Consider the following 25,887-nt stretch of genomic DNA (forward strand, 5'->3'; position numbering starts at 1 on the left):
TTTCAGTCTCTTATATCCAGTCATCAATTAAATTCCGAAAAGGTGATTTATTTACCTAGCATTGGCCTGTTTGGTTGTGTCATGCAATAGCTATGACACAAGAAGACAACGATACGGCCCAAAATCCGCGCAAGCCTGGTCGCCCGAAGGGGTCGATTCGATATCCCGGAGACCAGCCCGCATTGGTCAAGATAGCTGAGCGCTCTATCGAACAACCGGATGCTTCTTTTACTAAACTCGCGAACAATGTTGGGTTTAAAGAGGAAAACGAAATCAGGCGCCTCAGAGGGAAATGGAAAGAGCAATCCAGGGCGCTAACAGAACAAGCAAGGTTACGCAGAGATGCAAGGCGTGACCAGGGGTTTTTAGGTGATCTGGCGCTTGGCTGGCTCGAATTGCAAGGGTGGATTGCGCAACTAGCTGACTCTGAGCTTGTCAATCGCATGGCGCGATTCTCGCAACACCTAACTGCCATGGCGGGAGCGAGGAGGGCACTGGACCTCACACGAAAACTTCCGTTTGATGTGAATGATAAGGAGCAGCTTTTGTCTGCGTTTGCCAGGTTCGAAACACGTGACATCCGAACGCTGGATGACATGAAAAATTCGCTTCCGGAAAACGCCGAACTCAAACACCTGCCCCAAAGCACCCGATACTATATGAACGCTCTAATTTATTACCAATTGTCACTCGATGAGTTGGCAAAGGAAGCTGATGCTCAAGATAAGCAAAATGAGTCCGAAGAGGCTTCGAAATGACCCGACATGCTTCGTTCAATGTTGGTGCGGATCGAATATTGTTCAAACCTGTTGCCGATTTGAAGGCTTACGATCGAAACGCACGCACTCATTCGCGCAAACAGATCAGGCAGATTGCCGAAAGTATTGAACGGTTTGGCTTTACCAACCCGGTCCTCATCGACGAAGTTGGCATGATCCTTGCGGGGCACGGGCGCGTCGAGGCGGCAAGGCGGTTGAAATGGCGTGAAGTGCCATGTTTGCTCATAGGGTCGCTGAGTGAGGGGGAAAAACGTGCCTACATCATTGCCGATAATCGCCTGGCCGAAAAAGCCGGCTGGGATGATACGATCCTGGCGGGTGAGCTTGAATATCTGATTGAGGATTGCCCCGACATTGACGTGCGGGCGACAGGCTTCTCTATATCGGAGATCGACACTCTCATCGAACCTGGCGGAACCGACCCGGCCACGGAAAGCGAAGAAGATGATGCGCTGCCAGCCCCGGAACCAAACAGGGCGCCTGTGACACAGACCGGCGATATCTGGCAACTGGGCGATCACCTGTTGGCCTGCGGTGACGCGCTTGAGAAATCCACCTATCAGAGCCTGATGGATGCACCGGCTCAGATGGTGTTTGCCGATCCGCCTTACAATGTGCCCATCGACGGACATGTCCTGAGCAAGGGACAGAACAAGCACCGGGAATTTGCGATGGCCTCGGGGGAGATGACCCCAAAAGAGTTCACACGGTTTTTGCAGAAGAGCTTCCGGCACCTTGCAGACCATTCAACTGACGGCGCGATCCACTTCATCTGCATGGACTGGCGGCATGTAACCGAACTTCTGGAAGCTGGTAGCAAGGTATATGGCGCGCCGAAAAACCTTTGTGTCTGGGTTAAGGACAACGGCGGTATGGGGAGCTTTTATCGTTCACGCCACGAACTTGTTTTTGTGTTCAGGAATGGTGATGCGTCCCACATCAACAGTTTTGAACTGGGTCAGCACGGTCGCTATCGCACCAATGTCTGGAATTACAGAGGCATAACATCCGGGACGAAAGCGGCGCGTGAAGAACTGGCCATGCATCCGACGGTCAAACCTGTGGCGATGGTCGCCGACGCGATCAAGGACTGTTCGGCACCGGGCGGGATTGTTCTGGATGCATTCGGCGGCGCCGGCACGACACTGATTGCGGCGGAGAAAACCCGTCGGCGCGCGCGTCTTGTCGAAATCGATCCGGTTTACTGTGACACCATCATCCGCCGGTGGCAGGCTTTTACACATGAAGACGCTGTTCTGAGATCCTCAGGCGAGACTTTTGACGATGTTTTGATGGCAGAAGCGGGCTCGCGTGATGAGTGACCACGAGATTGGATATGGCCGGCCGCCCAAGGCCACGCAGTTCAAAAAGGGCAAGTCCGGAAATCCCAAAGGGCGTCCTCGCAAAACGACGTCTTTGAATGCCATCGTGAAGAAAGCTGCCGCCAGGAAAGTCTCGGTCCAGACCGCTCAGGGATCGAAACGCATCAGCAAAATCGAAGCCCTGGCTGACAAGACAATCAACGATGCGCTCAAGGGCGATGCCCGCGCGCGGACAGAAGCGTTCCGGCTATTGAGAGCTGCGGATATGCAGGATGAACTGGCCGCGCAAACCAGACGGGCCGTTGAGAACCTGGGGGAGGATGATCGCGCTGTCCTTGCCAGTTGGGAGGCCAGATTACTGAGCAAAGGTGTCAAACATGAATAAGCATGCCAGAAATGACGTCGCGGAACAGTTGAAATTGCTGAAAGCCGTATTGCGTAGCGATTTAGCCTTGTTCACTGAACGCTGTTTTGCTGAGATCAACGGGGGCCAGGAATTTCTCAACAACTGGCATATGGACGCCATAGCGCATGAGCTCACAAAGGTGGCGCAAGGCGAAACCAGAAGACTGCTCATCACACTGCCGCCACGGAGCCTGAAATCCATCACAGCCTCAGTGGCATTCCCGGCCTGGTTACTGGGGCATGACCCCGGCAAAAAGATAATCTGTGTCTCCTATGGTGGTGATCTCGCAACGGCACACGCAAACCATTGTCGCAAGGTCATGGCGAGCCCCTGGTATCAGGGAGCGTTCCCGGACACCCGGATTGATCCTACGAAGAACACTGAAGGATTGAGCCTGACAACAGCCGGAGGGCAACGCCTGAGCACCACTACCGGCGGAGCGCTGACCGGGCAGGGTGGTTCTGTCATTATCATTGATGACCCTATGAAAGCAGGCGACGCCTATTCTGAAACTTCGCGCAAGAAGGTCAAGGACTGGTACGACACGACGCTGCTCTCCCGGCTTGATAACAAATCAACGGGGGCGATTATCTTGGTGATGCAACGCCTTCATGTCGACGACCTTGCGGGTCACGTTCTGGCGAAAGGCGGTTGGCGACATCTCGATTTACCGGCGATCGCACCGGCAGCAATGGATGTCGAGATTGGACACAACCGTTTCTATCGCCGCAAAGAAGGCGAGCTGTTGCACCCGGAGCGTGACAGTCAGGAGGTGCTGGATGAACTCAGGGCGTCAACGGGCACACATGCCTTCTCAGCGCAATATCAGCAACGACCTGTTCCTGCGGAAGGCAACCTGATCAAATGGTCCTGGTTCCAGTACTACGATACTGCCCTTGAGAAAAAGACCTACAGCACAAAGATCGTTCAGAGCTGGGATACGGCCTCAAAAGCCACTGAACTGGCGGATTACTCGGTCGGCATAACCGCGATTATTGAGGGGCGTACGATCTATGTTGTCGACGTTGTTCGGGAAAAACTGGACTACCCTGACCTCAAGCGCAAAGTCATCAAGACAGCCAAGAGATGGAAAGCCGATACTGTCTTGGTCGAAGATAAAGGATCCGGTATCAGCCTGATCCAGGACCTCAAACGCGAACTTATCCGGACAATCCCAATTAAGCCGGAAGGGGACAAAATTGTTCGAATGGCGACATGCTCTGCACAAATCGAGTCAGGCAGTGTTTTGTTGCCGCGCAAGGCGGTTTGGATGAATGACTTCCAATCCGAGCTTTTGGCGTTTCCGGAAGGCCATCACGATGACCAGGTTGATGCCTTGTCACAGCTCATCAATTGGGACCGCACGCGTAGCCGCTATACGTTGGAGAATGTCGGATGATTGGATCTATTGACTGACAGTTAAAACCTACTTGCAGGTGTGTGCTCCTGTCTCAGTCAGTTGGTCGCGCAGCATGTCCTGATGGGACCAGACCTTGATGATAACCCGGGCGCCTTCCGGTTTGCCCTGATCGCGCAGTTCAGTGCAGACATACTCCGCAAAACCGTCATGTCGTGATCCATCATCATCGCGTGACAGCCAAAGAATACTAGGCGTTGACCAGACAGGCCCGCTTGATCCAGCCAATCCTTGACGGCCGCGATCTTGGCGCGAATTTTTTCTGATGCCGAGCGAGTTGCACATCTGAATTAGCTCGCGGCCCAAAGCTGACATTCGCCATCTTCCGGAATTCACTGGCTGGCTTCCCAAGAGCAGCCATTCGTGAAGAGCGCAGCATTTTTCTATAACTGCTCGGCGGGGCGATGCTGCTTTTCCTTGTCTTGCGCCCAATAACTAATGGTTGTGTCGCAAACTTTCTTGGAGCCTTCAAAATTTGGGAAATTATTCCATTGGCTTTCAGTTTAACGCCAAGCACTGGCTGAATCTGGGCGTTAATAGACCAAAAATCACGAAGGTCGTCCCCATTTCACCCATTCACACGATGAGCATAGGAATAACATCCCACGCAAAAAAACTTTGCGACACAACCCCCCAGCCCTGTCTACTAGATCATGCGAGCCGCACGGCGCGCGCGGGTCTCATAAATCTAAAACTCCAAACCAACCATCAAGCATCGGAGATTACCTTGACACACCCGACCCGTGTCGCGTCCGCTAGCCTTCAGGGATTGTTTGGCGCAGGCGTGACAGCAGTGAACGATAAGATAGAGCGCCGCTAACGCCTGCTGCGGTAGAACTCATCAACAGCGACACCATGATCGCCGTCCTGAGCGTATCCTCCTCTGACTGCAGCACCGGCCAACCGACAAAGAGAATTACCAGCGCTGGAGTGACAAATGCCAAGGATGCAAAGGCGGATCTTGCGAGCAACCCATCAAAGAATGCGATCCAAGGGAAGGTCACATCGTGATGCTTGAGCTTCGGTGCCAGATGCTGAAACTCGATCAGAAAGTAGAGTTGCGCCAGAACTAGGAACCCTGCACCCCAAAGCGCCAAAGAACCCACTGGGAACTCAAGACCAACCACCTTGATCCTCCGGTCCGTGTTTCTGAGGCGTGTCTCAAGCACCGCACGGAGATCTGCAATCGGAAGTGCCTCGATGCCAGTTGTACTCTCGGCCAATTCGGCAAAGGCATCTCCAAACGCGCCCAAGGACAGATCGGCCGAAATCTGGGTACGGAGCTTATCTTGGAGCGCAACTGGGATTTCTATGGTCTCGATTGCAACCTCGATGGTGAATACAGGTGGGTCACCAGGCAAAGGCGGAGCACCCAAGGAATTGCGCGTTGCCACCGCGGTCTGGGTCAGATCGCCATGAACAGCTATGAACTCGAGGTTGTGTGAGCCACGCGCGCGTGTTTGGGCGGGCACCCTCTCGGAAAGCTCGCGGACCGCTGCGGGACTCGCCCTTTGAAGACTAAGTATGTACTCGGCGTCCTCGGGGGGCAGTTGCACAGCATCAAAGCGAACAGAAGTAATGTGCACGTCCGTGTGTCTCTGGTCGGTAACGCGAACCCGCGCGGGCAGATCTCCCGATGTAAGCGCGCCAACAGAGATCCGTACGTCAGAATTCAACCCGTCCCATATCGCTTGAAAATCGGCCAAGGTCGTCGGTTGCTCTACCCGAAACCCCATTGTGTACCAACCTGGCAACCCCAGATTAGCGCCTACCAACTCATCATCCACACCGTTTGGACCTCTTAGGCTGAAAGAAGCGCCGGGTGTGCGCAACAGCATCTCGTGGGGTACGTGCTGCACCGGGTCGCCGATGATCTGAAGTCGAAGCCCATCGTGTTCGGTAAGCTGCGTTGGCCATCGGGTTGGATACCGAACCTTCACCTCTCCTATCCGCTCGACCGCTGCGGTTTGGACCCAATCCTCGTCCCAGTCTTGCACCGCGCGTTCAATACCCCTGATCTGGTCAACCGCACGATTGAGCTGAACATTGGGATCAGCTGCGGACGCCAGAAGAATAGCCGCCTGCACCAGCACCAAAGTCGAAAATGACTTGCGGTGATACTTTAAGGTTTCCTCTTGGAAATCGGCCATTCAAAAACCCATTTGCAAAACTTCTGAGACTATCATTGTAGGATGACCCGATCCTGACACCGCACGCAAGAACTTGAAGGCATCGCCGTTCTGAAACACTCAAACGCAAAGGATCTCGCGCCGGCAGGCCTCCCGTCCGAGTGCAATTTTGTATGAGCCTGAATCAATGCAATGCTCTCATCGTTGGCAATCGAAATGTCGAACGCCAAATCGATGATCATTTATAGGTTGGGAGATTTTCTCAATATGTAGCCGACAAAAAGGAACGAGAGGCGCTTTGGCACAATTACCGCAGCGACTTCATACCGTCAGCAGGTTCCGCGCTGTTATTGTTTGGCAACAAAAAGACTGGTGAAAGGACAGTTCCAGCAAACGGAATGGTTTCCGAGTTCGAGATCGCGGCAGAGAATGGTCTTGTACTCCTACCTGTTGGTGCCACTGGCTCAACAGCGGCAGACGTTGCCGCTCGTGTCTTGGCTGCTCCAGAAAGATATCCAAGTATATCACCGGATCTTGTTCCTTTGATCGAAGAGCTGAACAAACCAGTGAATTCTTTGAACGAGCTGATTTAGCCACTAGTGAAACTGGTTCGGAAAGCCGGATCGACCTGAGTGAGCTAAATTGAGCGCAAGCGTATAAGGAGTTTTGATGCCAGTTTCCATGACCGACCTAAGATTTGAATCGCGAATGGCCGATCAACAGATTGCAAAATCGCTATCTGAGGCTCAACGAAGTCGGATGACAACAGCATTTTTGTGCCACGCACATAAGGACCGCTCTCTGGTTCAATTAGCCGTTCCTCGTCTTGCTGACGGGAACGAGCCAGCGTCGACCCCGTTATCGACGCAGCGACTAGATATATGATACTCTAAGCGTGTGAAAGGTATTTTTATGACGCACGATGCCGCTCTGGTTTTTCAGAACGAAACTCTTTTGGCGCAACCTGCTACGCATGTGATCATCGTTGCGGCTGGGCGTTATTATCATGGCAAAGGCAAAGGCGATGCAATGACAGATATCGGCGGCGATATCTCTCAATTGTCATCGCCTCCGGTTACGGCCAAGTTGATCACGGATTGGTTCTTGACCGAGTTCAAGAACTCCGAACGTCCTCTCGGCAGCTTGTCCATGTGTGTATCAGATGAGGATCCCAGTTCCTACACGCCGCCTGGCACGGTAACCGCGCGAGATATCCCCGAGGCGGATTTGGGCTCGGTAACCGAAGCTGTACATCATTGGTCGGAACGTCTGAAAACACATTCCAGTAATCTGGCTGTGTTTTATTTCTGCGGTCATGGTGTGTCGCTTGGTCAGCAGGCGGCTTTGCTCCTCTCGGATTTCGGCAGATCGGTTAATGGCTATGCGCCTGCCATTGATCTGGACGCGCTGCGAGGGACAATGAAGAACTCTCCTGCGGATCAGCAGCTGTTCTTGTTGGATTGCTGTCGTACAAAAGTTGACTTCCTCTATGAGGATGAGCCTAGCCTAGGCACACGTATTCTGTCTATTCCACCTTCGGCCCGCGAATCGGGTGGGGCAGCGCAGCAATGTATCTTGTTTCCAACCATTGATGGCGAAGAAGCATTTGGGCAGATCGGCAAAGCCAGCGTTTTCGCTACTTCGTTTCTTGATGCCGTGCGCTTTGCCGCGCCAGATGATGAGACAGGTGTCTGGAAATCCAGCACTCCATCAATTCTGAAAGCGGTTGACCGTTTGATCCAATGGCGTTTGCCAGAAGAACTGCGCCACCGATCCGTTCCGACCAGTTTGGACCTTTCGAGCTTCGACTTTAACGAGGTTGACGAACCGAACGTCATCAAAGGTTTTGTTAAGCTGTCTGACCCAATGACATGGCCCGAAGCGACGTTGATCTGCACTGAAACGACGAGTGCGCACCCTCAAGTGTCTCAGGTCGCGGAGGAGTCGAACGAATTGGGATGTTGCGTTTTTGACTTGCAACCTGGCCAGTGGGAGTTTTCGGCAACTTTGACGAACCAACCCCCATTTGCCGTGCCGGATACGCGCAAGTTGTTGCGGCCCGTGACCTATGTGGAGTTGGAGGTGCGCGAATGATAGAGTTTAACCTCGTCGTAACCCAGCCCCATGCCGACGGCGCGTTGATCGCGGGTGCAGTGGCCGAGGTGGTGTATCTGGCCAAAAGCGACGGTACGCCGATACGGCCGTCTTGGCGACAGACTAGACCGGTTGCAGTGTTCGGTTACGGCCCGAAAGAGCCGACGCATTTCGAGTTGCCTGATCTCGGGTATTATAGCGTCACCCTGCGCCTGCCCCGCGGCAAAGATATACAGCAAGACTTAAAGGTCGAGACAGCCGATAGCCAGGATCACGAAATTATCCTGCCGGTGTCTCCGCATGAATATCTAAGTTGGCAGCAATATGCGGGGCGGGTGAAAGCACCAACGCTGCGCAACGAACCGATACGCGCGCCCGAAATGGCCAGCGTTGCGGCGAAATCTGTTGCGCGGGCCATGAATGCCGTGATCGTGCGCGATCTGGATTTTTTCGATCGACGCGGTGAAACACCCGCAACTAAGGCGGTTCATTTAAGCGGGGGAGTAAACGAGTGGAGGTGCATCGATCCAGATGCCGCCACGCTGTCCAATCTAGGCGACTACGACCTGGGTTACCTGGCTTCAGATGAGTTCTACTATTACTGGAACCCCGCTCTGCCCGGTCACGGACAAATGGATGAAATGTTAAACAGGATTGCGCAACCCGCAAGCAGCTTTGATGGTCCTGCGATGTTCCCAAGGTGGATTGTGATAGATCGCGATGGGCAACAGGATTTGATTTCGATCCCCTGGATGTGGTGGGGGTACAGCGAGCAGACGGGTCAAGAAAAAATCCAGATTTTGTATGACCGCTTGACTGCCAGCCCGATGACGCCTGACGCGCCGGGGCGTACGCAAATATCGGTGGTCGATCAGCATTGGTCAGGGTTATTGGAATTTGTCTCTTCGGGCCGTCTTTTGGAGGTGGCCCAACTGGCCACAGAAATCTTCAAACATGAACCACCCGAACAGGCATTATGGGGCAAACGTAAAAGCCCGCTGATTGCAACGTTGGGTGGTTTGGCATTGGTCGCCGCGTCACCCGACCGTGGTGAACAGCACTGGGACAGTTGGCTGCACAATTTAGCGGAATGGAATCCAGGCCTGCCGGATGGGGCAGTTTTGTTGGGATACCGTCTGCTGCAACTGGGTCAGTATGATGAAGCGCGTCATTGGTTGCATGAAGGGTTGAGACGCGGCATCCCATGGTTTTCCCTGGTTGTGCGCATATTGCGGCTCGGCTTGGCGCAGCTCGAGGATGACGAGGGGTTGGCGCATATCGCCAGGATTTCCGCCCGCGTAGACTCCGATCAAGCCTTTACTGTGATCCGCTTGCCGGAGTCCGAGTGATGTTTCGAATGGTCCTACATCCCGCGCGTGATGGCGATTGCGTTCAACTCAGCTGGGGGAGCCGTGGAAATGAGCGCCATCTGTTTGTCGATCTCGGGCGCGGCTCGACCTGGGGTGATGTTCAGCCGGTTCTAAAGGAATTGGGAGACATCGAGTTACTCGTGATGTCACATATCGATGCCGATCACATTGCTGGCGCTATCCCGATGGTACGGGCCGATATACCGGCATTCAATCCGGCTCGTGTTTGGTACAACGCTCGTCCACAGCTTGAAAAAGCCCATCGCCGATTACATCCCTATGAGGCATTTGGCGCGCGTCAGGCCGAGAAGCTGTCACGCGGGATTGCTAAATTCGGTTGGCCTCAGAACGAAGATTTTGCAAGCGGCGTCGTATCAACCAATAGCCCCGAGGCGCAGGTTCCGATTGAATTGCCTGGAGGCTTGAAACTCACACTTCTCTCACCGGGGGATGCAGAGCTGGCGGAGTTGTTGCCACAATGGGATCGTGAATTGGGAGAAGCCGGTTTGCGTACATTTGACCCAGATGAAGACGATCCTTTAGATTCTGCATTCGAGGCCCTTGGCAGCGCTCCGAATGTACGCGTACTTGCGGCCGCGCCATACGAGCCAGATACGACCAAAGCAAATGGGGCATCAATCTCATTTATTGCTGAATATAAAGGCGTTAGAGTTCTCCTGGCGGCGGACGCGCATTCTGAAGTGCTTGAGCGCAGGCTGGCCCGGCTGGCCGAGCAAGAAGACGGTCGGTATCGTTTGGATCTGCTGAAGATCTGCCATCATGGGTCTAAGGCAAACACATCTCCAACGTTTCTGAGCATGATCGATTGCACTCGGTTCGCATTTTCGACCAATGGGGCGCGGCATCACCATCCGGACCCAGAGACGATAGCTCGTATTCTGGTTACTGATAGAGCACGCGAAAAGACTTTGTATTTTAATTATCGGCAGTCGAGTTCTGAACAGTGGGAGAGTGCGACACTGTCGTCGCGTTGGAACTATAGGACCGTGATACCAGAGGCGGCAGTGAACGGGCGGATCGAAATCGATTTGCGTTAAGTATCAGTGTCTCGGGTTTACTGGGCAAGACAGAGTATTTTGGAATTTTTAGGAGGTCTCTAAAATGGATTGCGTTGTTCTTATTCCGGGTATCATGGGATCAGTTCTGAATACCCCATCGGGTGATGTAATTTGGCCACCCACCGCGTGGGAGGTGACGACTGGATACAAACGCTTGGATCAGATCATGCGTAATGATCTGCGAGCCACCGACATTGTGCGCAGAGTCAGTTGTGTCGGCATCTATCGCCCGCTGATCAAGCAATTGAATGATATTGGCTTTACCGAAGGCGGTGCCGACAAACGGCTCGACATCTTCGCCTACGATTGGCGACTCGATCTCGAAGACATGGCAGCGCAATTATCTGGTCGGATGGAGAACCTGGTACAAGAGGGCGCGGAAAGCCTAACTATTGTGGCGCATTCAATGGGTGGGCTTATCGCTCGACTGGCAGTCGAGCCAAGCACATATCGTGGCACCTCATGGTTTCCTAAACTCCAAGGATTGATCACCTATGGTACGCCTCATCTTGGCGCACCAAACGCATTGGTTCGGATTCTGGGGCTAGAGGGGCAGATTGGAGTTTCAGGCAAGGATTTTGCGACTTTTGCAGCCGATCCTCGGTTCCCCTCTGCTTATCAGTTGTTGCCAGCGCCTGGGGAAAAGGCGGTTTGGGACGCCGCGCACGTGAGTTTGCCCCCGGTCGATATCTATGACCAGGCGGGTGCGCAGAAGGTGGGGCTGAAGCACGAGCTGGTCGCACGCGCTAAATGGGTGCATGACACATTAGCGGCTGGAGAGGAACCTGCGCATGTTCGGTATTTCTTCTTTGGTGGTGGTGGGCACAAAACCACAACACGGTTGAACGTGCTGCCGGGACACGAGATTCCGACTGTCACGGCCGATGCCGGAGACGGTACGGTTCCTGTCTGGAGCGCTTTCGGCAAAGCGACGCAAAAGCAGCTGGCGACCGGTGAACACGCCAAGTTCTTCCGTTATGATCAATGTGCGGCGGTCCTGTACCGCCTGTTTGGTAAAGAGTATTCTCAACAGCCATTTAGCCTGGATAACGGTGTGCTGCTATCAGTGCAGGGCCTAACATTAGGGGCGCAGGAGCCGGTTGAGCTTTTGATCCTTTCGGACGAGCCGTTTGGTGCCATTGATGGTGAACTGGTCATCGGGCGCAGCAACAATCCTGACGAAACGCCGTTTGAGGCCTTCCGAGATGCAATTCCGATCCGCTATGAAGGTCCGCTGGTGACACAGTTGCGGGTCGAGTTACCGGCAATCGAACAACCGGGAAGCTATGAAATACGCTTAAACGGCAGCCCGAGCACACAGGAACCTGCATTCTTTGCAATCAGTGCTGAGCCCTGAGCCATGCCGCGCCGCATGAAAGTGTACTATCTCGCGACCGATCCGTCGACACCGATTGAGAAACGCCCCAGATCCGGACTGATGCAAGGGCGTCAGCTTGAAATCGACGAAGATGAAGTTTTGAGTGACGGCCCAACCTCATCACGGGTAGCCGTGGTCGATATCGATGACGAAACTGGTGAAACTTGGCCGGGGGCCAAGTATCAGCCCGACGGCCCGCGACGGAAGCTGGCGACGCATCAGGTTTCAGACAAATCAGATATCTTTGCCAGAGACTTCCAGCAAGTCAGCGTGTTCGGGGCTGTTCACGCGACTATGGATCTGTTTGAGGGTCCGGGCATCTTGGGCCGTAAACTGACCTGGGCTTTTGATGCTCAGCAGTTAAAGGTTGTGCCGCGCGCTGGGGTTAAAGCCAATGCGCAGTACTCCAGGGAAAAGAGAAGCCTTGAGTTCTTCTTTTTTGATGGCGTGATTGGCGGTATAGACACACGGGTCTATACCTGTTTGTCGCCCGATATTGTGGCACATGAGACCGCACATGCGATTTTGGATGGCTTGGCGCCAGATCTGTACAACGCCACCTCTCCACTGTCTTTGAGCCTGCACGAGGCGGTATCGGATGTTACCGCGATGTTGTTTGCGGCGCGGTCATCCCGGTTGGCTCGGCTGGTGCTGAAATCTAATCACGGAGATTTGCGGCAACCGGGCGCGTTCAACGCGGTCGCTGAACAGTTCGGGCAGGCGAAATCGGGCAGGTTGCAGCCGTTGCGCGATCTGTTGAACGACAAGCGGCTGCGAGACGTTCGTTCTTCGTCGCCCCATGATTTGAGCGAGGTGCTAACCGGCGCAATCTACGAAATGTTTCTGCAAAGCTACAGCACCGAGCTTGACGAACAACAGGCCGAAGATGAAGAAGGAAGATCGCGTTACAGTCTATCTGGCCGGGTCCTTGCGAATGTTGCTGATCGCACCGCTCGAATCGCGTTTCGCGCGTTGGACTATTTGCCACCGGGCGAGGTTACGTTTGCAGACTACGTGCGCGCCGTTGTTAGTGCTGATGCAGCAAGCAACCCCGACAGCCCTGATGAGCGGACGGTTTTGGTGAATGAGGCAGTGAAGCGCGGGATCATTGAGCGTGCTGAGGACGCTGAGCCCGTAATTGCGGACCTGGACCTAAATGATGTCGAATTGGATGCGCTGTATATAGACAATGATATGGCACATGCTTTTGTCGAACAGAACCGTAAGGCGCTTTTCGTGCCCGAGGGCGCAGAGTTTGCAATTCGTCCAAGACTGGATGTGTCGAAAGAGACCTATAGGCGAAATGGAAAAAGGGCTATCACACGCGAGCTGATACTAAAGCTGACTTGGACCGATAATAGCTTTTCGATAGATCGGGGCGGAAACCCTGTTACGGTCCAGATCCGATATGGCACGACATTGGTTCTGGATTGGGTCGAGAAGTCGATCCGCGCCGTGTTGACAACCAGCGAAAGCGAACACGTCAGGGCAGACCGTGCCACCGATATGGCCCTGAGAACCAAATGGCTGGGTAAGCTTTTGGATGATGGATTGGATCTGGATGAGTATTCGACCACGTTGGGCGATGGAACATTGGCGTTTCATGGGCTTGCTCGACAGCTTCATTTGCACGGGCGTTGATGGGCAGCCTCATCTGACTGGTCAAATTTGATTGTTAGTACATCATTGGCCTGTGATCCATCGGGATGACGGTTTCAGGCGCTGGTGGGCGGTTGGTCCTCGTTTGAATTGGTCCGCCCCCATAGTTAGGAAACGGCAGATAGACGATGGAAATCAAGCGCCACAAGCCAGAAGAGAATATCACTAAGTTGCGGAAAGTTGAGGTGTTATGCGGCCAAACGCCGGAACCTAGATGGTCATCAATCCAGATCTAAAGTTTGCGACACAACCAAGGCAGATGCCAATCAAGCAATATCACCCTGACGTCAAGGCGTTTGTAGGATATACCTCGGATGCGTTCGATTTTTTGTATGATCTATCAGGTTTATCTAATCCTGATCCCGCTGGCCCTTGGTTAATTGCTGGTGCGAGAGTGTTCGGCCATACGCTGGTCACAGATGAGAGGTGACAAAGTACTAAGAAAATTCCAATTGTTAATCAGCATCAGAACGTCGCAGTGGATTGCATAAACGGACCAGATCTGATCGCGAGGCCAGCACCATAAAAAAGTCAGACCCAAGCCGACAAAGTCAAAGAAGCCAGCCACCAAGTAAATACGGACGGCGACAGGTACGACATTTCATATGCCAGGCTGCTCTCGTCGCGAGTCATCACAATCCGCATCTCAAGAACTTCGTAGATCGTTTGCGTGACGCAGGCAAGCCACACAAAGTCATCATCACAGCAGTCGCTAGAAAGCTCGTCACAATCGCGAACGCACTCCTCAAATCCCGGCAAAACTGGTCGACTCAGATCGCCTGAGAAATACAGTTGCCAAAATCTGACTCTCGGTGAATTTGCATTATGGTTCGGGTTTGTCAAATATACAATCGCCTAATTTGGAGACGAAAATGGGGGAGGTGCCATGCCTTTTCTAAGTATCGGATGAAAAAGTTGATCGACCACTCAAGAATACGGGTTTGGTGTTTTGCTATTAGCATGGCACTGCTGCTTACGTTGGGGATTTCCAAAGCGACCGCAGACGAGCTAGATCGCCGCTCCGAACTCAAAGTGACTTGGTACGGTGTTTCAACGCTCTTGATCGAAAACTCAAAAACGCAAATTTTGGTCGACGGATATTTTACGAGAGATCGGTTTCGCGTGATTGGCGGCCGTTTCGTACCTTATGAGATCGAACCTGACATTGAAATCGTCTTAAGCAAACTCAAATCGGAGAAGATCGGGAAGTTCGGCTGTGATGGAGATACTTCTACGTCGTGCAAACCGAAAACTCTGGGGTTAATTTTGGTTGCGCATGCGCATTATGATCACGCTTTGGATGCCCCGATCGTTGCCGCCGCAACTGGAGCCAAGTTAATATCAGTCGAACACAGTTCCATACTGGCAAAAAACAACGGTGAAGTCGCACTCGACAATTCTATTGGTCATCTGGTGGATGTCTACTCCAAAGCATACGAAACCGTTGGAGGTCTTCATTGGGAGAGCGTGCAAGTTTCGCATATCAGCCTTCCCAACGCGCAGGCGACACATGTCGAAAAAGAAGGCGACTTCAGAATTACCACGTTTCAATGGCCCCATCTCTTTAGGTCTTTGAGCCCAGCCAAGGGCGGCGCCATTCGCCCATCAGAACTAACCACATTGCCCACGCCAATCTGGAACTTCAGACAAGGAACGCCCTTGGCATTTCACATCGACCACCCTGCTGGAACCATGATAATTTTCCCCAGTGCGGGTAAGGACGCAGTTTTTGATTTCAAGGAAGCAAAATTATCGGCGGATGTTGTGCTTTTGGGGATTGGTGGAGTTTGCTTGTGGATCGGTTGCAAGTCAGTCGATGACCTGTGGAATACAACTGTCCGTCTTACAGAACCTGATCATTCAGCGAACGTTCGTAAGGTTTACCCAATCCACTGGGATGATGATAGAGTGCCATTGGACGGTGAAACTCAGAGTGATTGTCACGTAAAAAAAAGGTTCTACGCAAAGCCTTCTCGCGTAATTCGGGATTTTAGATGGTTTGCAAGTCACGCCGATCCGACGGTCGATGTCATTGTTCCAACACCCTGCGAGGCGTTTTATCCGTTTCAAGATTAAGGGTTGGGTCATTGGTAAGAACTCAAAAATGGGCGCTGTTGCCAAAAAGCGCCTTTGAGCAGCCCCACTTGAGTGGTCCAAATTGAAAGTTAATGCGGCCCTGCGCCCAGCTTGGACAGATTATCGTCTTTGTTTGCCAGCGGACATTCTTCTACACTTAGGCAGCCGCAACCAATTCAACTTGTCAGTTCATCCCTCAAGCTTGTCAAAAGATCAATTCGAGCATTTTGCTGTACGGTTAATGCGCTCGACCGGGCCATTAGACCAAGGACGGTTCGGCTTTGTCATTCGATGTGTCCTATAGGGGCTGTTGTCGCGCTGACATACCGTGCGGCCATTGATGACCCGGATCGCTTCCGGTCTTCCAAAAGAGTTGGCCCTTGGGTCGGCCTGACGCCTTCTCGCAATCAATCGGGTGAACGAGATAAATCTGGCGGCATCACCAAGGTCGGGGATGTCAATCTGAGGCGGGCACTATGCCAGGCTGCAACTGTCATGATGAACCGTAGTCGCGCGACATGGTTGTGAACGTGGGGAGCCCATCTAGCTCAACGCCGCGGCCGTAAAATCGCAATGGTTGCTCTCGCGCGCCGTATTGCAGTCATTCTCCACCGGAATTGGGTCGATGGCACGGTATTCCAACCAGATGTCCCGCCAAAAATGATCTGAGCTCCAGCCAACACCCGTTGTCTGCTTAAACGCGGGCTTTCGAGGTCCCGCAGGGACGCGGTTCCGATGATGCCGTGGTCAGGACTGTCGCTAACATCTGTCAGGCACGCCTATGAGATGGGCACATCGGAATTACATCGAACCAACATCATGTTGGCAACCAAGACGTTGACCACGAACCAAAGCATGTACCCGAAAGATCTCAACCTAAGGCCACGAAAGAAAGCAGGGCTGACAACGGCAGGTCAGCTCTCTTGCGCAAAACTGCTTGATTGATGAGGCTCCGTTACCGAAGTCCGGAGCCTAACTCACTACAAATACCCAATTAAACTGGCAATGCCGTGACTTATGCCGAGCAGCTGAATTCGATAGATTCAGAACCTGAGGGATCGCGCTTACAAGGGAAAAGGAACTTTAGAATATAGTTTCTAGATCTAGGGACGAAAATATTGCAAACTTAAATATATTATCGATTTTTGAATGACCGTTTAGGTCGACTGAATGATTTAATTTTACGAATGCGGTCAAAATCAATTAGGAGGTTGAAGTGAAATCTTCGAACAATAATTTGAATGCTGGTGCTGAGTTTGAAACAGTTCCATCTGAAGAATCTGAAGAGATTGATGAAATTGTAGAGTTAGGCGTCAGTTTGCAAGACAAACGCGCGCAGAATTTAGCCAGTCAAGGCGGGAAAATACTGCGAGGCGTTCATGCTAAGTCTCATGGGTGTGTGAAGGCAGAATTCACTGTCAGAGATGATATAGAAGAAAAATATCGCGTAGGTCTGTTTGCCCAACCCGGCAAAAAGTACGAAGCGTGGATCCGGTTTTCCAACGCGGATGTGTTGGTTGAACACGATCTCAAAGACGGAAAAAACGGCAGTCGGGGTATGGCGATAAAGGTAATGGATGTTGCCGGAGAAATGTTGAGTAAAGACGGCGCTATGAGCAATCAGGATTTTCTGATGGTCAATACACCGGAATTCGCCTTCGCCAACGTGCGCGACTATCTACGCCTTAATCGCGTTCTAGATCTTTCAGATGCAGGCAATGACGCAAACCCATATTTTGTACCATTGCAACTGGCGGCATTGGGCGAACCCGAGGAAGGTGAATCTGCTGATAAGACCGCAAAGCGCAATATGTTGAGGGCCACTATGGCAGCAATTCCCGCGTTCAATGGCTTCACGAAAGCTGATCTTGCCGGAACGAGTGCGTCGCTCAACGTCATAAAGTCGAAGATAGAGCCAAAAACCGTACGCAACCCCCTGGAAGTACAATATTTTGGTGCTGCACCGTTTCTGTTTGGTGCCGGCAAGGCAATGAAATTCTCGGCTGCACCCAGAATCGCCCCTGAACAGTCGCCCTTTTTGGATGTTACTTCAGACAACCCATCCGGAGATTATCTGAGCGAGGCACTGGCTGATGCCATGCTCGGGAACGAAGACATTTGTTTTGATTTCAGGATTCAGATCCGAGATGCAAATGACGATGTCTTGAATATCGAGAATGCCACGACCGTGTGGCCGGATGAAGAAGCCAGATACGAGAGCGTCGCAAAAGTGACTATCAAAGTGCCGCAGACACCTCACACCGAAGAAGAGCGCAGGCATTGTGAACAACTTGCTTTCAGCCCCTGGCACGCGCTTGCCGCTCACCGGCCGCTTGGAGGTATAAACCGCCTGCGTCGCAAGGTTTATGCCAGTTCAGCAAAGCATCGATGCGCCACTGGCTATTAGAGTTACCGGATCGGAAAAAGAAGTCCAATAGCGAATTGGGTGACACAATGAATTGGAAAGTGCTAACAGGTGCGTCGGCAGGTGTTATTGCCTTGGGTCTGGTCATATGGTTCGAGTTTTTTCAGAAACCCATCACCCCGACACACGATTCAGTATCATATATCGGGGCGTATGATGGTGAATTGGTCGTGCCGCAAAACTGGGACTCAACTCAACGTCAGGAGTTCTGGTTCACCGATCAGGGCTCGCGGATTATCCCCTATGTCTGGTTTCTGCATCTTGAACAGCCGAATGGTACTGCAAGATTTAGCGCTTCGGACAATTTGAATAAGTACCGATACCTGCCGCAAAACCCGACCGAGCTGAATCCCGATGGTCTGCCCATTGGATTTACCAGAGGCCTCGTCGGCGGCAACAGAGAATATGGTGCGATTTCTGAGGATTGGCTGGGCCTAAATTGTGCAGCCTGCCATTCCGGTCAAGTCGAATACCAGGGCTCTAAATACCTGATTGATGGCGCGCCGACCATGGGTGATTTTCAGCGAATGTTCCGCGATCTTGCCGCGTCCATGGAAGCAACACTAAACGACAGCGAGAAATTCAATCGCTTTGCAGCTGCGGTTATCGCCGATAACAAAACATCCAAATACAGTGGAACTGACAACGCCGACCAGCTTCGCAATCAGCTTGTTCAATTGACGACAGTGCGCAGGGACTGGAACGCGCGCAACGGGGTTCCCGATGACTACGGCTATGGCCGACTGGACGCGGTTGGCATCATTGTCAACGAAATCGCCGCATCTGGACTTGGCACGCCTGAAAACATCTCCCACCCAAACGCACCTGTTAGTTATCCATTTATCTGGGATACTCCCCAGCACGATGTCGTCCAGTGGAATGGCAGTGTCACCAATGCCGGTCTCGGTGTAATAACCCGCAATTTCACTGAGGTTCTGGGAGTGTTTGGAAATCTGGAGATCGCTGAAGACAACAGTGAAGTTCTTTCTTCTTCTGTTAATCCTGCTGGTCTGGCGAAGCTTGAAGGATTGCTGTCGCAGTTGGAGTCTCCGCTATGGACCAATACTGACCTGCCGACCCTGGACACGGAAATGGTGAACAACGGCAAGGTGGTTTTTGAGAAATTCTGCGCCGGATGCCACCAGGACATCGGTGACCGCACTGATCCGGCACGCCAAGTTAAAGCGAAAATGCTCCCGGTTTTTAACCCAAAGAACCCTACAGACCCCGACGCCTTGGCAACGGATGTCGCCATGGCCGAGAATTTTCTGAAAAAAATTTCAGGTGCGCCCGGACTGATTAGCGGCGCTGTCGGAAACGCGATTTTTCTGGCGTTACTGAATAATAAAGAGGATGCGTTGAATGCTATAAAAGCAGGGCAGTCACCGGATGTGGTCGCCATTCTTGACGCTGCTGCAGCGCAGCACCTGGATGGCACAGCAAACACTGCCAGCGTAGGTGCTTATCTGCAGGAAGTTGCTGGTAGATTTCCATCTCCGGTACCAGAGCATAACAAACTAGCGTGTTTTCCTGAAGGTAGCCTTCCTTGCTATAAGGCGCGACCACTGAACGGTATTTGGGCAACTGCTCCGTTTTTGCACAATGGTTCTGTACGAACCATGCGTCAGCTATTGTTACCCACTAACCAGCGCGAAACGTCATTCCAAATTGGCGCGCGCGAATTTGACCCGGTCGACATGGGTTTCGTCAACGAAGGTGATTATACTTTCGACACGAGCCTTTCTGGAAATTCGAACAATGGCCATGATGGCCCAATTTACGGAAATGCCGAATTGTCTAAAGACCCCACAATGATGAACGCCCTGCTTGAGTACCTCAAATCGCTGTAGCCGATGTGATTCCGACGTAGAGTTTTCAACTGGCTGAGTAAGTAAGCGCAATTGACGCACCCTTGTTGCGCGTACAACGAAGGTCTTGAAAGCGGCGACGCCGATTTCGTCTAACTGGCCGGTATTGCTATTTTGTTCGCTTAATTTGAGCAATCTGGGTTGATGCTGTGAAACATTCCACGACCGAAGGGTTTCCGTTTCTCTCGTGAGGTCATTGCCTATGCGGCTTGGGCGTATCACCGTTTTGCTATCAGCACGGCTGATGTTGAGGTTCTGGACTGTTATGCAACCGCAGCCAAAGTGCGGGGCTTCTGGTCTGCCAGCCAGCGTGTTCAGAGCTCGGACCACCGTAAAAGGTGCGTTCTTCGACGGAATAGTTGAAAAAATTGCCGCCATCGTTGAGCATCTGCGAATTGCTCACAATTTCAATTTGGTCAGGGAACGGAAGAATGTCGAACTACAGAGTAGCTAGCTTCAATGTCGAAAACCTTTTTGCGCGTCCAAAAGTATTCAATTTTCGGGATAAGTCAGTTGGCGACGAAGCCCTTGAACGGATAGGGGAATTTCGCAAACTTCTAAAGAAACCAACATATAGTACTTCGGACAAGCGGAAGGTCTTAAACGAGTTCACGAAAGAGATCGCTGGCAAGCCCCCTTTGAAGGACTTCATAAGAATCCGAGAGGATCGCGGCAAACTGTGGAAAAAAAGTGGATGGTCTATCACCGGAGTACGAGCCGATGGTGCTGGTGACTGGGACGGAACGGTTGAATTCATCAAAGCCAAATTTAGCGAGGTTGGCCGCGAGAACACCGCCAAAGTCATCAGAAGCGTCAAGGCGGACATAGCCTGCATTGTAGAAGCTGACAACCGACCCGGATTGAAGTCCTTCGACACTGATCTATTGAGGTCCGCATATCGATACGAGATGTTGATCGACGGAAACGATCAACGCGGAATTGATGTTGGTTTGTACAGCAAATTTCCCTTGGGAACGATCCGCACTCACATGTTCGATGGCAGCAGCCGAAGCAAAACCTTCAGCCGTGACTGCCCTGAGTATGAAGTATTGTTACCCAACGGTGAACGCCTTGTTATTCTATGCAATCATCTAAAGAGCAAAGGCTACGGGAAGACGGCGAAGTCTGACGCACGCCGCAAGAAACAGGCAGAAGCTATTGCAGAGATTTTGTCCGGCTACGATTTGAAAAAGGACTTAGTTGTCGTAGCGGGCGACCTGAACGACACCCCAGGTAGTACTCCACTTAAACCCTTGTTGGGCTTGCCAAACCTTTTCGATGTGCTCGAGTTAGAGTTTGGCGCCCAATACGAAAAGCGGTGGACCTATCACTATAACGATTTTGAGCAGATCGATTATATTTTGGTCTCTAAACCGCTGAAGGAACGATTTAAGGGTGCGGGAGTTGAAAGGCGTGGTATGTACAATCTGAAGAAACTCACTTCTGCCGCTCCTACAATTCCAACTGAGGCACAGTTTAGCTCAGTAACACACTGGACAAATGGAGCGTCAGATCACGGGGCGGTCTGGGCAGACTTCGAATTGTAGCGTCTTAGTTCGGCGTCCCTTCAAGAAGAAGCGATTCCCTCTAACATCTTCAAATTTTGAGGAACCGGCCCAAAGGAGACATTCACCGCCGTTAGCGCCGCCGCAATGCAGCTTCCCCGAAGCGGACATTGGTCGCTATCGCGGCATATTTGTCGACGCAGTGAACGGATCGCCGACATAAATCAACTTTGCAAGACCGCCTGATAGAAGCCCCTACCTTACTAGGCCGCAGCTAGACTAAGCTTGTTTACCTTGATCTACAGCGATTATCCTCCCCACGTATCGGACAGTGAAAACCCCAAAGGGAATGGGTCTGTGGGGTCTAAGCCAATTTGGCTTATGCCGTAAATCCAACACTGCCCAGAAATTTTGTTTTTTGTGGCTACGTGATCTCCAATTCTGGTTTCGGAGACAAACACAGTTGTGAATTCACTGCCAATAATCGATCTGGAAACGAGCAAATCACCAGGCTTCGCATTTCCGCTGGCATGCCAAACCGCCATGTTGGCATTCGAACCTGTGCCACAGGGCGACCGATCAACACGACCAGGCCGCAGTGTCGTGCAGGTTCGAACAGCCCCGTCTTCGTCGAAACTGCGAAACATGACATATGCCAGCCCATCAAGCGCCGAAGTTGTAGGGTGCTTGATCAGGCATTGAGATGCGATCATTTCCCGCAAAGCGACACCATCCATAGCCAATGAACGCGCGTTTTCAGGGGATATTGCAAGACCCAACTGTTCGACATCGACCAACGCATAGAAAACGCCGCCAAAGCAGATATCAAATGTTATCTGACCCCAATTCGGCGTGTCGATGACGGCGTCCTTGACCAAAACGAAAGAGGGCGGCATATCCAGTACTACCTTGGTAACCTTTCCGTTTTCGCACTGGGCCACAGCACGCACCAATCCGGCTGCGGTGTCCAAAGCGACTTCGGTCTCGGGCTCGACCATCTCCTTCATCCCTGTTTCTAGGATGGCCGTCACGGCACACATGGCATTGGACCCTGACATCGCATGTGCCTGATCGGGTTGCAGCACGATGAAACCCGTATCGGCCTCTGGAGTGGTGGATGGAACCAGAAGAACAACGGAACCCGCCGGACCGGAACGCGGTTCAGAACACAACAGGCGTCGCAGGCTGTCGTCCACTTTGTTGATATGTTCGAGCTTGTCCGCCATCGTTTCGCCAGGGATGTCCAGCACTCCACCGGTTACGACGCGGCCGATCTCACCGGCGCAATGCACATCGACCAGTTGCAACGTTCTTGTCCAACGCATCAGAACCTCCCGCTAGGCGACCGCTTGGGCGCCAGTGATCTCGACGACGGTTCCACAGAGATAACCGGCCTCGTCTGAAGCCAGAAAAGCGACAAGCGCAGCAATCTCCTCGGGTTCACCAATTCGGCCGTATGGGACCAGGGCATTGAGGTCGTCTATGCTTCGTCCACTTCGGGCAAGGTTGCTTTCCAGCATTGGGGTACGCACTTCTCCCGGCGCGATCCCATTTACCCGGATGTTGTCAGGAGCATAATCACGCCCAAGATTTTCAGTAAACGCAACAACTGCTGCCTTTGAGGTGTTATAGGCAATATGTCCTGGCGCCGGGTGGAGCCCCCATTGCGATGCCGTGTTGATGATCACGCCACCGCCCTGCGCTTGCATGACCGGAATAACGACGCGGCACATATGGAACAATGCATCGACATTGACCTTGAAGGAAAGGCTCCAGTCTTCCGGGCTTAGTTCCAGCAAGGGTCCGCGCCGCATGAGGCCGGCATTGTTGCACAGAACATCAATTTGGCCTCCGTCTTCGGTCAGGCTGGTTACGAAGCTTCCAATAGCCTTGGCATCTGTCAGGTTCACGTTTCGAAAATCTGCATTGCCACCTTCAGCGCGAATTGCGGCGGATAACTCCTCGGCAGCTTCGACGTTGGTGTCAACGACCCAGACCTTCGCCCCCTCTGCCGCAAATCGCCGACAGATTGCGGCCCCAATGCCGCCCGCCCCTCCCGTCACAACAACGGTTTTGTTTTCGAAACGATTCATGTGTTACCTCATTTGGCTGGCGCCATTAACGTCCAGGACGGCTCCGGATAGGGATGCTTGGGAAGAGCGCAAAACAAACGAAACAAGCTCGGCAATTTCGGAGGGTTCTGCCATTTGTCCGACCGGGATACCTTGCAAGGCAGCCGTTTCGCCATGTTCGGCTATATATGCATCGGACATTTCGGTCCGAACCCAACCAGGTGCCAGGGCAGTTGCAGTGACATTGTCCCGCCCGAAACCGCCTGCGATACTCTGTGTCAGATTGATCAGAGCAGCTTTGGTCGCTCCATAAGACATTGCTTCTGGTCGATAGCCACCCTGACCCGCACGCGACGCTATGTTTATTATCTTACCACCGTCATGTAGGCGAAAATGGCGGATGGCAGCCCGGCAAAGGTCCGCTGCGGCCAACAGGTTCACCTGAACGTCCGTGCTCCATGTTTCTTGCCACGCATCCAGCGGATCTTCGACGGATGAGGGCGAAAGAATGCCCGCGTTGTTTATCAACCCATGAATGCGGCCTGCGGCAGATTGCACCTCCGACCAGAGATTTGTTGGCCCTGCCATAGCAGCCAGATCAGCCTGGAAACACATCGCTCCATTGCCGATTTCTGCAGTCAATTCCTCGGCTTTTTTCCTGTTGGTCCCGTACTGCAGCACGACACGTGCCCCTTCACCCGCCAGTTCACGAGCGATCGCCGATCCAATTGATCCTGTCGCCCCCGTTAGCAAGACAGTTTGCCCACTGAGATGTGCCATACGTTAACCTTTCAGGTACCAGCCCCATGGTTTGGAGCGATCATAGGTCGTGATCTGTTTGGTCTCGAGATAATTGTTCAGCCCCCACTCGCCCAACTCACGACCGATACCAGATTGCTTGTATCCGCCCCAAGGCGCCTCGGTGAATGTCGGTTGCGAGCAATTCACCCAGACGATCCCGGCCCTAAAGGCGCGCGCAACCCGGTTGGCCCGCTCGGTATCGGTAGACATGACCGCAGCACCAAGACCAAATCGCGATGCGTTGGCAAGCGCAATGCCTTCTTCCTCGGTTTTGAACGGGCGAATGCAAACGACGGGGCCAAAAATTTCCTCGTTCCAGACCCAGCTGTCCAGCGGCGCATCAGCCAAAATAGTGGGCTGGACGTAGCAACCGTGCTCGAGCCCATTCGGGACGCCACCACCCGTTACAACCCTCGCACCTTCGGCCTTGCCACGTTCGATGGCGGCAAGGACCTTTTCGTGTTGTGACGGGCTGACCAAAGGGCCCAGCAACACGCCATCCTCCAGTCCGTGACCAATTTTGATCTTTTTTGCTTCTTCCTTCAAACGCGCCATCAGCGGTTCATAGATTTCCTCCTCGATCAGGACGCGCGACGTGGCCGAACAAACCTCGCCCTGGTTCCAGAAGATGCCGAACATGATCCATTCAACGGCCTCTTCGATGGGTGTGTCTGCAAAGACCACCATTGGGGATTTTCCACCGAGTTCTAGGGATATCGTTTTGATGTCCTTGGCAGCTGTTGCCATGATACGGCTGCCAGTCGGGATCGAGCCGGTGAAGGCCAGTTTGTCCACATCAGGATGTTCAGTCAGGGGTTGTCCGGCTTCGGGTCCAAAACCGGTAACGATATTCAGGACACCTGCAGGCAAACCGGCAGCCTCCGCAATCGACCCATATTCCAGCGCCGTTAGGGGAGTCAGTTCGGATGGCTTCAGAACCATGGTACATCCTGCGGCAAGCGCTGGTGCCACTTTCCATGCACCCATCAACATCGGGAAGTTCCAAGGAATAATCGCCCCTGCAACGCCAATGGGTTCTTTCACGGCTTTGGATGCAAACTCAGGCATTCCCAAGGCGATCTCTTGTTCCGCGCTATTGTCTAAACGCTCCGCTAAATCCGCATAAAAATGGAAGCACCCTGCCGTGTCCTCGATATCCCAAACAGCTTCTGGAAGTGGCTTTCCGTTGTCACGGACTTCCAAACGAGCCAGTTCGTCCACGCGCCGCGTGATTTTGTCGCCCATCCGGCGGAGAACCTCGGCGCGTTCCACCCCGCTCATCCTGGGCCAGGGTCCGGTGTCAAAGGCATCACGCGCGGCCCTGACAGCGGCGTCGATGTCCTGCTGCCCGCCGCGGGCAACCTGATGAAACACTTCTCGATTTGACGGATCAACAACGCCGAAAGCCTCGCCCGAGACTGCATCGGTCCATTGACCGTTTATGAAGAGTTGGTTTTTCATGAAAGCACCTCGGGCATTAATTTTCTGTAGTGGGTCTGTGGATCGG

At 52.8% G+C, this 25,887-nt stretch carries 21 protein-coding genes and 3 pseudogenes; 18 read left to right on the top strand and 6 right to left on the bottom strand.

What is annotated here, in order from left to right; genetic code table 11:
- Nucleotides 1-92 precede the first annotated feature (92 nt).
- Genes SJY13_RS09645 through terL form a run of 4 tightly spaced genes read left to right on the top strand, consistent with a single transcriptional unit; the run spans nucleotide 93 to nucleotide 3,906 of the window.
- Nucleotides 93-758 (top strand): hypothetical protein, encoded by a 666-nt coding sequence (locus tag SJY13_RS09645; RefSeq protein ID WP_377190450.1) that lies wholly within the window; start codon nucleotides 93-95, stop codon nucleotides 756-758.
- Nucleotides 755-2,101 (top strand): site-specific DNA-methyltransferase, encoded by a 1,347-nt coding sequence (locus tag SJY13_RS09650; RefSeq protein ID WP_377190452.1) that lies wholly within the window; start codon nucleotides 755-757, stop codon nucleotides 2,099-2,101. The genes SJY13_RS09645 and SJY13_RS09650 overlap by 4 nt, the downstream gene beginning before the upstream one ends.
- Nucleotides 2,094-2,486, top strand: coding sequence for a DUF5681 domain-containing protein (locus tag SJY13_RS09655; protein WP_377190454.1), 393 nt, complete (start codon nucleotides 2,094-2,096; stop codon nucleotides 2,484-2,486). Before SJY13_RS09650 ends, SJY13_RS09655 begins: the two co-directional genes overlap by 8 nt.
- The gene (gene terL, locus SJY13_RS09660; protein WP_377190456.1) at nucleotides 2,479-3,906 is read left to right on the top strand and encodes a phage terminase large subunit; all 1,428 of its coding nucleotides are present in this window, start codon (nucleotides 2,479-2,481) and stop codon (nucleotides 3,904-3,906) included. Before SJY13_RS09655 ends, terL begins: the two co-directional genes overlap by 8 nt.
- A gap of 27 nt (nucleotides 3,907-3,933) precedes the next feature.
- Here the strand turns inward: terL and SJY13_RS09665 are convergent, their stop codons facing one another.
- Entirely contained in the window at nucleotides 3,934-4,152 is a 219-nt protein-coding gene (locus SJY13_RS09665; protein WP_377190458.1) for a hypothetical protein, read from the bottom strand.
- A 527-nt stretch (nucleotides 4,153-4,679) separates the two neighbouring features.
- Nucleotides 4,680-6,074 carry a hypothetical protein gene (locus tag SJY13_RS09670; RefSeq protein WP_377190460.1) on the bottom strand — a complete coding sequence of 465 codons (1,395 nt, stop codon included), beginning with the start codon at nucleotides 6,072-6,074 and terminating at the stop codon, nucleotides 4,680-4,682.
- A gap of 248 nt (nucleotides 6,075-6,322) precedes the next feature.
- Here SJY13_RS09670 and SJY13_RS09675 point away from each other — a divergent pair.
- The 14 genes and pseudogenes from SJY13_RS09675 to SJY13_RS09740 form a co-directional block, all read left to right on the top strand.
- Nucleotides 6,323-6,646, top strand: a pseudogene (locus tag SJY13_RS09675) (hypothetical protein); the annotation flags it as partial.
- 319 nt (nucleotides 6,647-6,965) lie between these two features.
- Entirely contained in the window at nucleotides 6,966-8,147 is a 1,182-nt protein-coding gene (locus SJY13_RS09680) for a caspase family protein (protein WP_377190462.1), read from the top strand.
- Nucleotides 8,144-9,496 (top strand): hypothetical protein, encoded by a 1,353-nt coding sequence (locus SJY13_RS09685; protein ID WP_377190464.1) that lies wholly within the window; start codon nucleotides 8,144-8,146, stop codon nucleotides 9,494-9,496. Before SJY13_RS09680 ends, SJY13_RS09685 begins: the two co-directional genes overlap by 4 nt.
- Nucleotides 9,496-10,575 (top strand): ComEC/Rec2 family competence protein, encoded by a 1,080-nt coding sequence (locus tag SJY13_RS09690; protein WP_377190466.1) that lies wholly within the window; start codon nucleotides 9,496-9,498, stop codon nucleotides 10,573-10,575. Before SJY13_RS09685 ends, SJY13_RS09690 begins: the two co-directional genes overlap by 1 nt.
- A 64-nt stretch (nucleotides 10,576-10,639) precedes the next feature.
- The gene (locus SJY13_RS09695) at nucleotides 10,640-11,953 is read left to right on the top strand and encodes a lipase family alpha/beta hydrolase (protein ID WP_377190468.1); all 1,314 of its coding nucleotides are present in this window, start codon (nucleotides 10,640-10,642) and stop codon (nucleotides 11,951-11,953) included.
- Nucleotides 11,954-11,968: 15 nt separating this feature from the next.
- Entirely contained in the window at nucleotides 11,969-13,615 is a 1,647-nt protein-coding gene (locus SJY13_RS09700) for a hypothetical protein (protein WP_377190470.1), read from the top strand.
- 232 nt (nucleotides 13,616-13,847) lie between these two features.
- Nucleotides 13,848-14,063, top strand: coding sequence for a hypothetical protein (locus tag SJY13_RS09705; RefSeq protein WP_377193730.1), 216 nt, complete (start codon nucleotides 13,848-13,850; stop codon nucleotides 14,061-14,063).
- Between the two features lie 53 nt (nucleotides 14,064-14,116).
- Nucleotides 14,117-14,416 carry a transposase gene (locus SJY13_RS09710; protein WP_377190472.1) on the top strand — a complete coding sequence of 100 codons (300 nt, stop codon included), beginning with the start codon at nucleotides 14,117-14,119 and terminating at the stop codon, nucleotides 14,414-14,416.
- A gap of 177 nt (nucleotides 14,417-14,593) precedes the next feature.
- On the top strand, nucleotides 14,594-15,709 hold the full coding sequence (locus tag SJY13_RS09715; RefSeq protein WP_377190474.1) for an MBL fold metallo-hydrolase: 1,116 nt from the start codon (nucleotides 14,594-14,596) through the stop codon (nucleotides 15,707-15,709).
- A gap of 288 nt (nucleotides 15,710-15,997) precedes the next feature.
- Nucleotides 15,998-16,378 (top strand): annotated as a pseudogene (locus SJY13_RS23165) (transposase); the annotation flags it as partial.
- A 547-nt stretch (nucleotides 16,379-16,925) separates the two neighbouring features.
- The gene (locus SJY13_RS09725) at nucleotides 16,926-18,116 is read left to right on the top strand and encodes a catalase family protein (RefSeq protein ID WP_377190478.1); all 1,191 of its coding nucleotides are present in this window, start codon (nucleotides 16,926-16,928) and stop codon (nucleotides 18,114-18,116) included.
- Complete coding sequence (locus SJY13_RS09730; RefSeq protein WP_377190480.1) at nucleotides 18,098-19,984, top strand: di-heme-cytochrome C peroxidase; 1,887 nt, start codon at nucleotides 18,098-18,100, stop codon at nucleotides 19,982-19,984. Before SJY13_RS09725 ends, SJY13_RS09730 begins: the two co-directional genes overlap by 19 nt.
- A 174-nt stretch (nucleotides 19,985-20,158) precedes the next feature.
- A pseudogene (locus tag SJY13_RS09735) lies at nucleotides 20,159-20,260 on the top strand (IS6 family transposase); the annotation flags it as partial.
- A 173-nt stretch (nucleotides 20,261-20,433) separates the two neighbouring features.
- Entirely contained in the window at nucleotides 20,434-21,549 is a 1,116-nt protein-coding gene (locus SJY13_RS09740) for an endonuclease/exonuclease/phosphatase family protein (RefSeq protein WP_377190482.1), read from the top strand.
- Nucleotides 21,550-21,815: 266 nt separating this feature from the next.
- Here SJY13_RS09740 and SJY13_RS09745 read toward each other — a convergent pair whose 3' ends face one another.
- The 4 genes from SJY13_RS09745 to SJY13_RS09760 are packed head-to-tail and all read right to left on the bottom strand — an operon-like array spanning nucleotide 21,816 to nucleotide 25,841.
- Nucleotides 21,816-22,832 carry a proline racemase family protein gene (locus SJY13_RS09745; protein WP_120631539.1) on the bottom strand — a complete coding sequence of 339 codons (1,017 nt, stop codon included), beginning with the start codon at nucleotides 22,830-22,832 and terminating at the stop codon, nucleotides 21,816-21,818.
- 12 nt (nucleotides 22,833-22,844) lie between these two features.
- Nucleotides 22,845-23,600 (bottom strand): SDR family NAD(P)-dependent oxidoreductase, encoded by a 756-nt coding sequence (locus tag SJY13_RS09750; protein WP_377190484.1) that lies wholly within the window; start codon nucleotides 23,598-23,600, stop codon nucleotides 22,845-22,847.
- A gap of 3 nt (nucleotides 23,601-23,603) precedes the next feature.
- Nucleotides 23,604-24,359: an SDR family NAD(P)-dependent oxidoreductase gene (locus SJY13_RS09755; protein WP_377190486.1), complete on the bottom strand. Its 756-nt coding sequence runs from the start codon at nucleotides 24,357-24,359 to the stop codon at nucleotides 23,604-23,606.
- Nucleotides 24,360-24,362: 3 nt separating this feature from the next.
- Nucleotides 24,363-25,841, bottom strand: a complete 1,479-nt coding sequence (locus SJY13_RS09760) for an aldehyde dehydrogenase family protein (RefSeq protein ID WP_377190488.1) — start codon at nucleotides 25,839-25,841, stop codon at nucleotides 24,363-24,365.
- Nucleotides 25,842-25,887: the final 46 nt, after the last annotated feature.

This window comes from Ruegeria meonggei, from assembly GCF_042768335.1.
Taxonomy (GTDB): domain Bacteria; phylum Pseudomonadota; class Alphaproteobacteria; order Rhodobacterales; family Rhodobacteraceae; genus Ruegeria; species Ruegeria meonggei.

Bases quoted from the DNA above. Each gene is read 5' to 3' on its own strand.
- SJY13_RS09645 (WP_377190450.1), top strand. From the start codon at position 93: ATGACACAAGAAGACAACGATACGGCCCAAAATCCGCGCAAGCCTGGT.
- SJY13_RS09650 (WP_377190452.1), top strand. From the start codon at position 755: ATGACCCGACATGCTTCGTTCAATGTTGGTGCGGATCGAATATTGTTC.
- SJY13_RS09655 (WP_377190454.1), top strand. From the start codon at position 2,094: ATGAGTGACCACGAGATTGGATATGGCCGGCCGCCCAAGGCCACGCAG.
- terL (WP_377190456.1), top strand. From the start codon at position 2,479: ATGAATAAGCATGCCAGAAATGACGTCGCGGAACAGTTGAAATTGCTG.
- SJY13_RS09670 (WP_377190460.1), bottom strand. From the start codon at position 6,074: ATGGCCGATTTCCAAGAGGAAACCTTAAAGTATCACCGCAAGTCATTT.
- SJY13_RS09680 (WP_377190462.1), top strand. From the start codon at position 6,966: ATGACGCACGATGCCGCTCTGGTTTTTCAGAACGAAACTCTTTTGGCG.
- SJY13_RS09685 (WP_377190464.1), top strand. From the start codon at position 8,144: ATGATAGAGTTTAACCTCGTCGTAACCCAGCCCCATGCCGACGGCGCG.
- SJY13_RS09690 (WP_377190466.1), top strand. From the start codon at position 9,496: ATGTTTCGAATGGTCCTACATCCCGCGCGTGATGGCGATTGCGTTCAA.
- SJY13_RS09695 (WP_377190468.1), top strand. From the start codon at position 10,640: ATGGATTGCGTTGTTCTTATTCCGGGTATCATGGGATCAGTTCTGAAT.
- SJY13_RS09700 (WP_377190470.1), top strand. From the start codon at position 11,969: ATGAAAGTGTACTATCTCGCGACCGATCCGTCGACACCGATTGAGAAA.
- SJY13_RS09705 (WP_377193730.1), top strand. From the start codon at position 13,848: ATGGTCATCAATCCAGATCTAAAGTTTGCGACACAACCAAGGCAGATG.
- SJY13_RS09715 (WP_377190474.1), top strand. From the start codon at position 14,594: ATGGCACTGCTGCTTACGTTGGGGATTTCCAAAGCGACCGCAGACGAG.
- SJY13_RS09730 (WP_377190480.1), top strand. From the start codon at position 18,098: ATGCGCCACTGGCTATTAGAGTTACCGGATCGGAAAAAGAAGTCCAAT.
- SJY13_RS09740 (WP_377190482.1), top strand. From the start codon at position 20,434: ATGTCGAACTACAGAGTAGCTAGCTTCAATGTCGAAAACCTTTTTGCG.
- SJY13_RS09745 (WP_120631539.1), bottom strand. From the start codon at position 22,832: ATGCGTTGGACAAGAACGTTGCAACTGGTCGATGTGCATTGCGCCGGT.
- SJY13_RS09750 (WP_377190484.1), bottom strand. From the start codon at position 23,600: ATGAATCGTTTCGAAAACAAAACCGTTGTTGTGACGGGAGGGGCGGGC.
- SJY13_RS09755 (WP_377190486.1), bottom strand. From the start codon at position 24,359: ATGGCACATCTCAGTGGGCAAACTGTCTTGCTAACGGGGGCGACAGGA.
- SJY13_RS09760 (WP_377190488.1), bottom strand. From the start codon at position 25,841: ATGAAAAACCAACTCTTCATAAACGGTCAATGGACCGATGCAGTCTCG.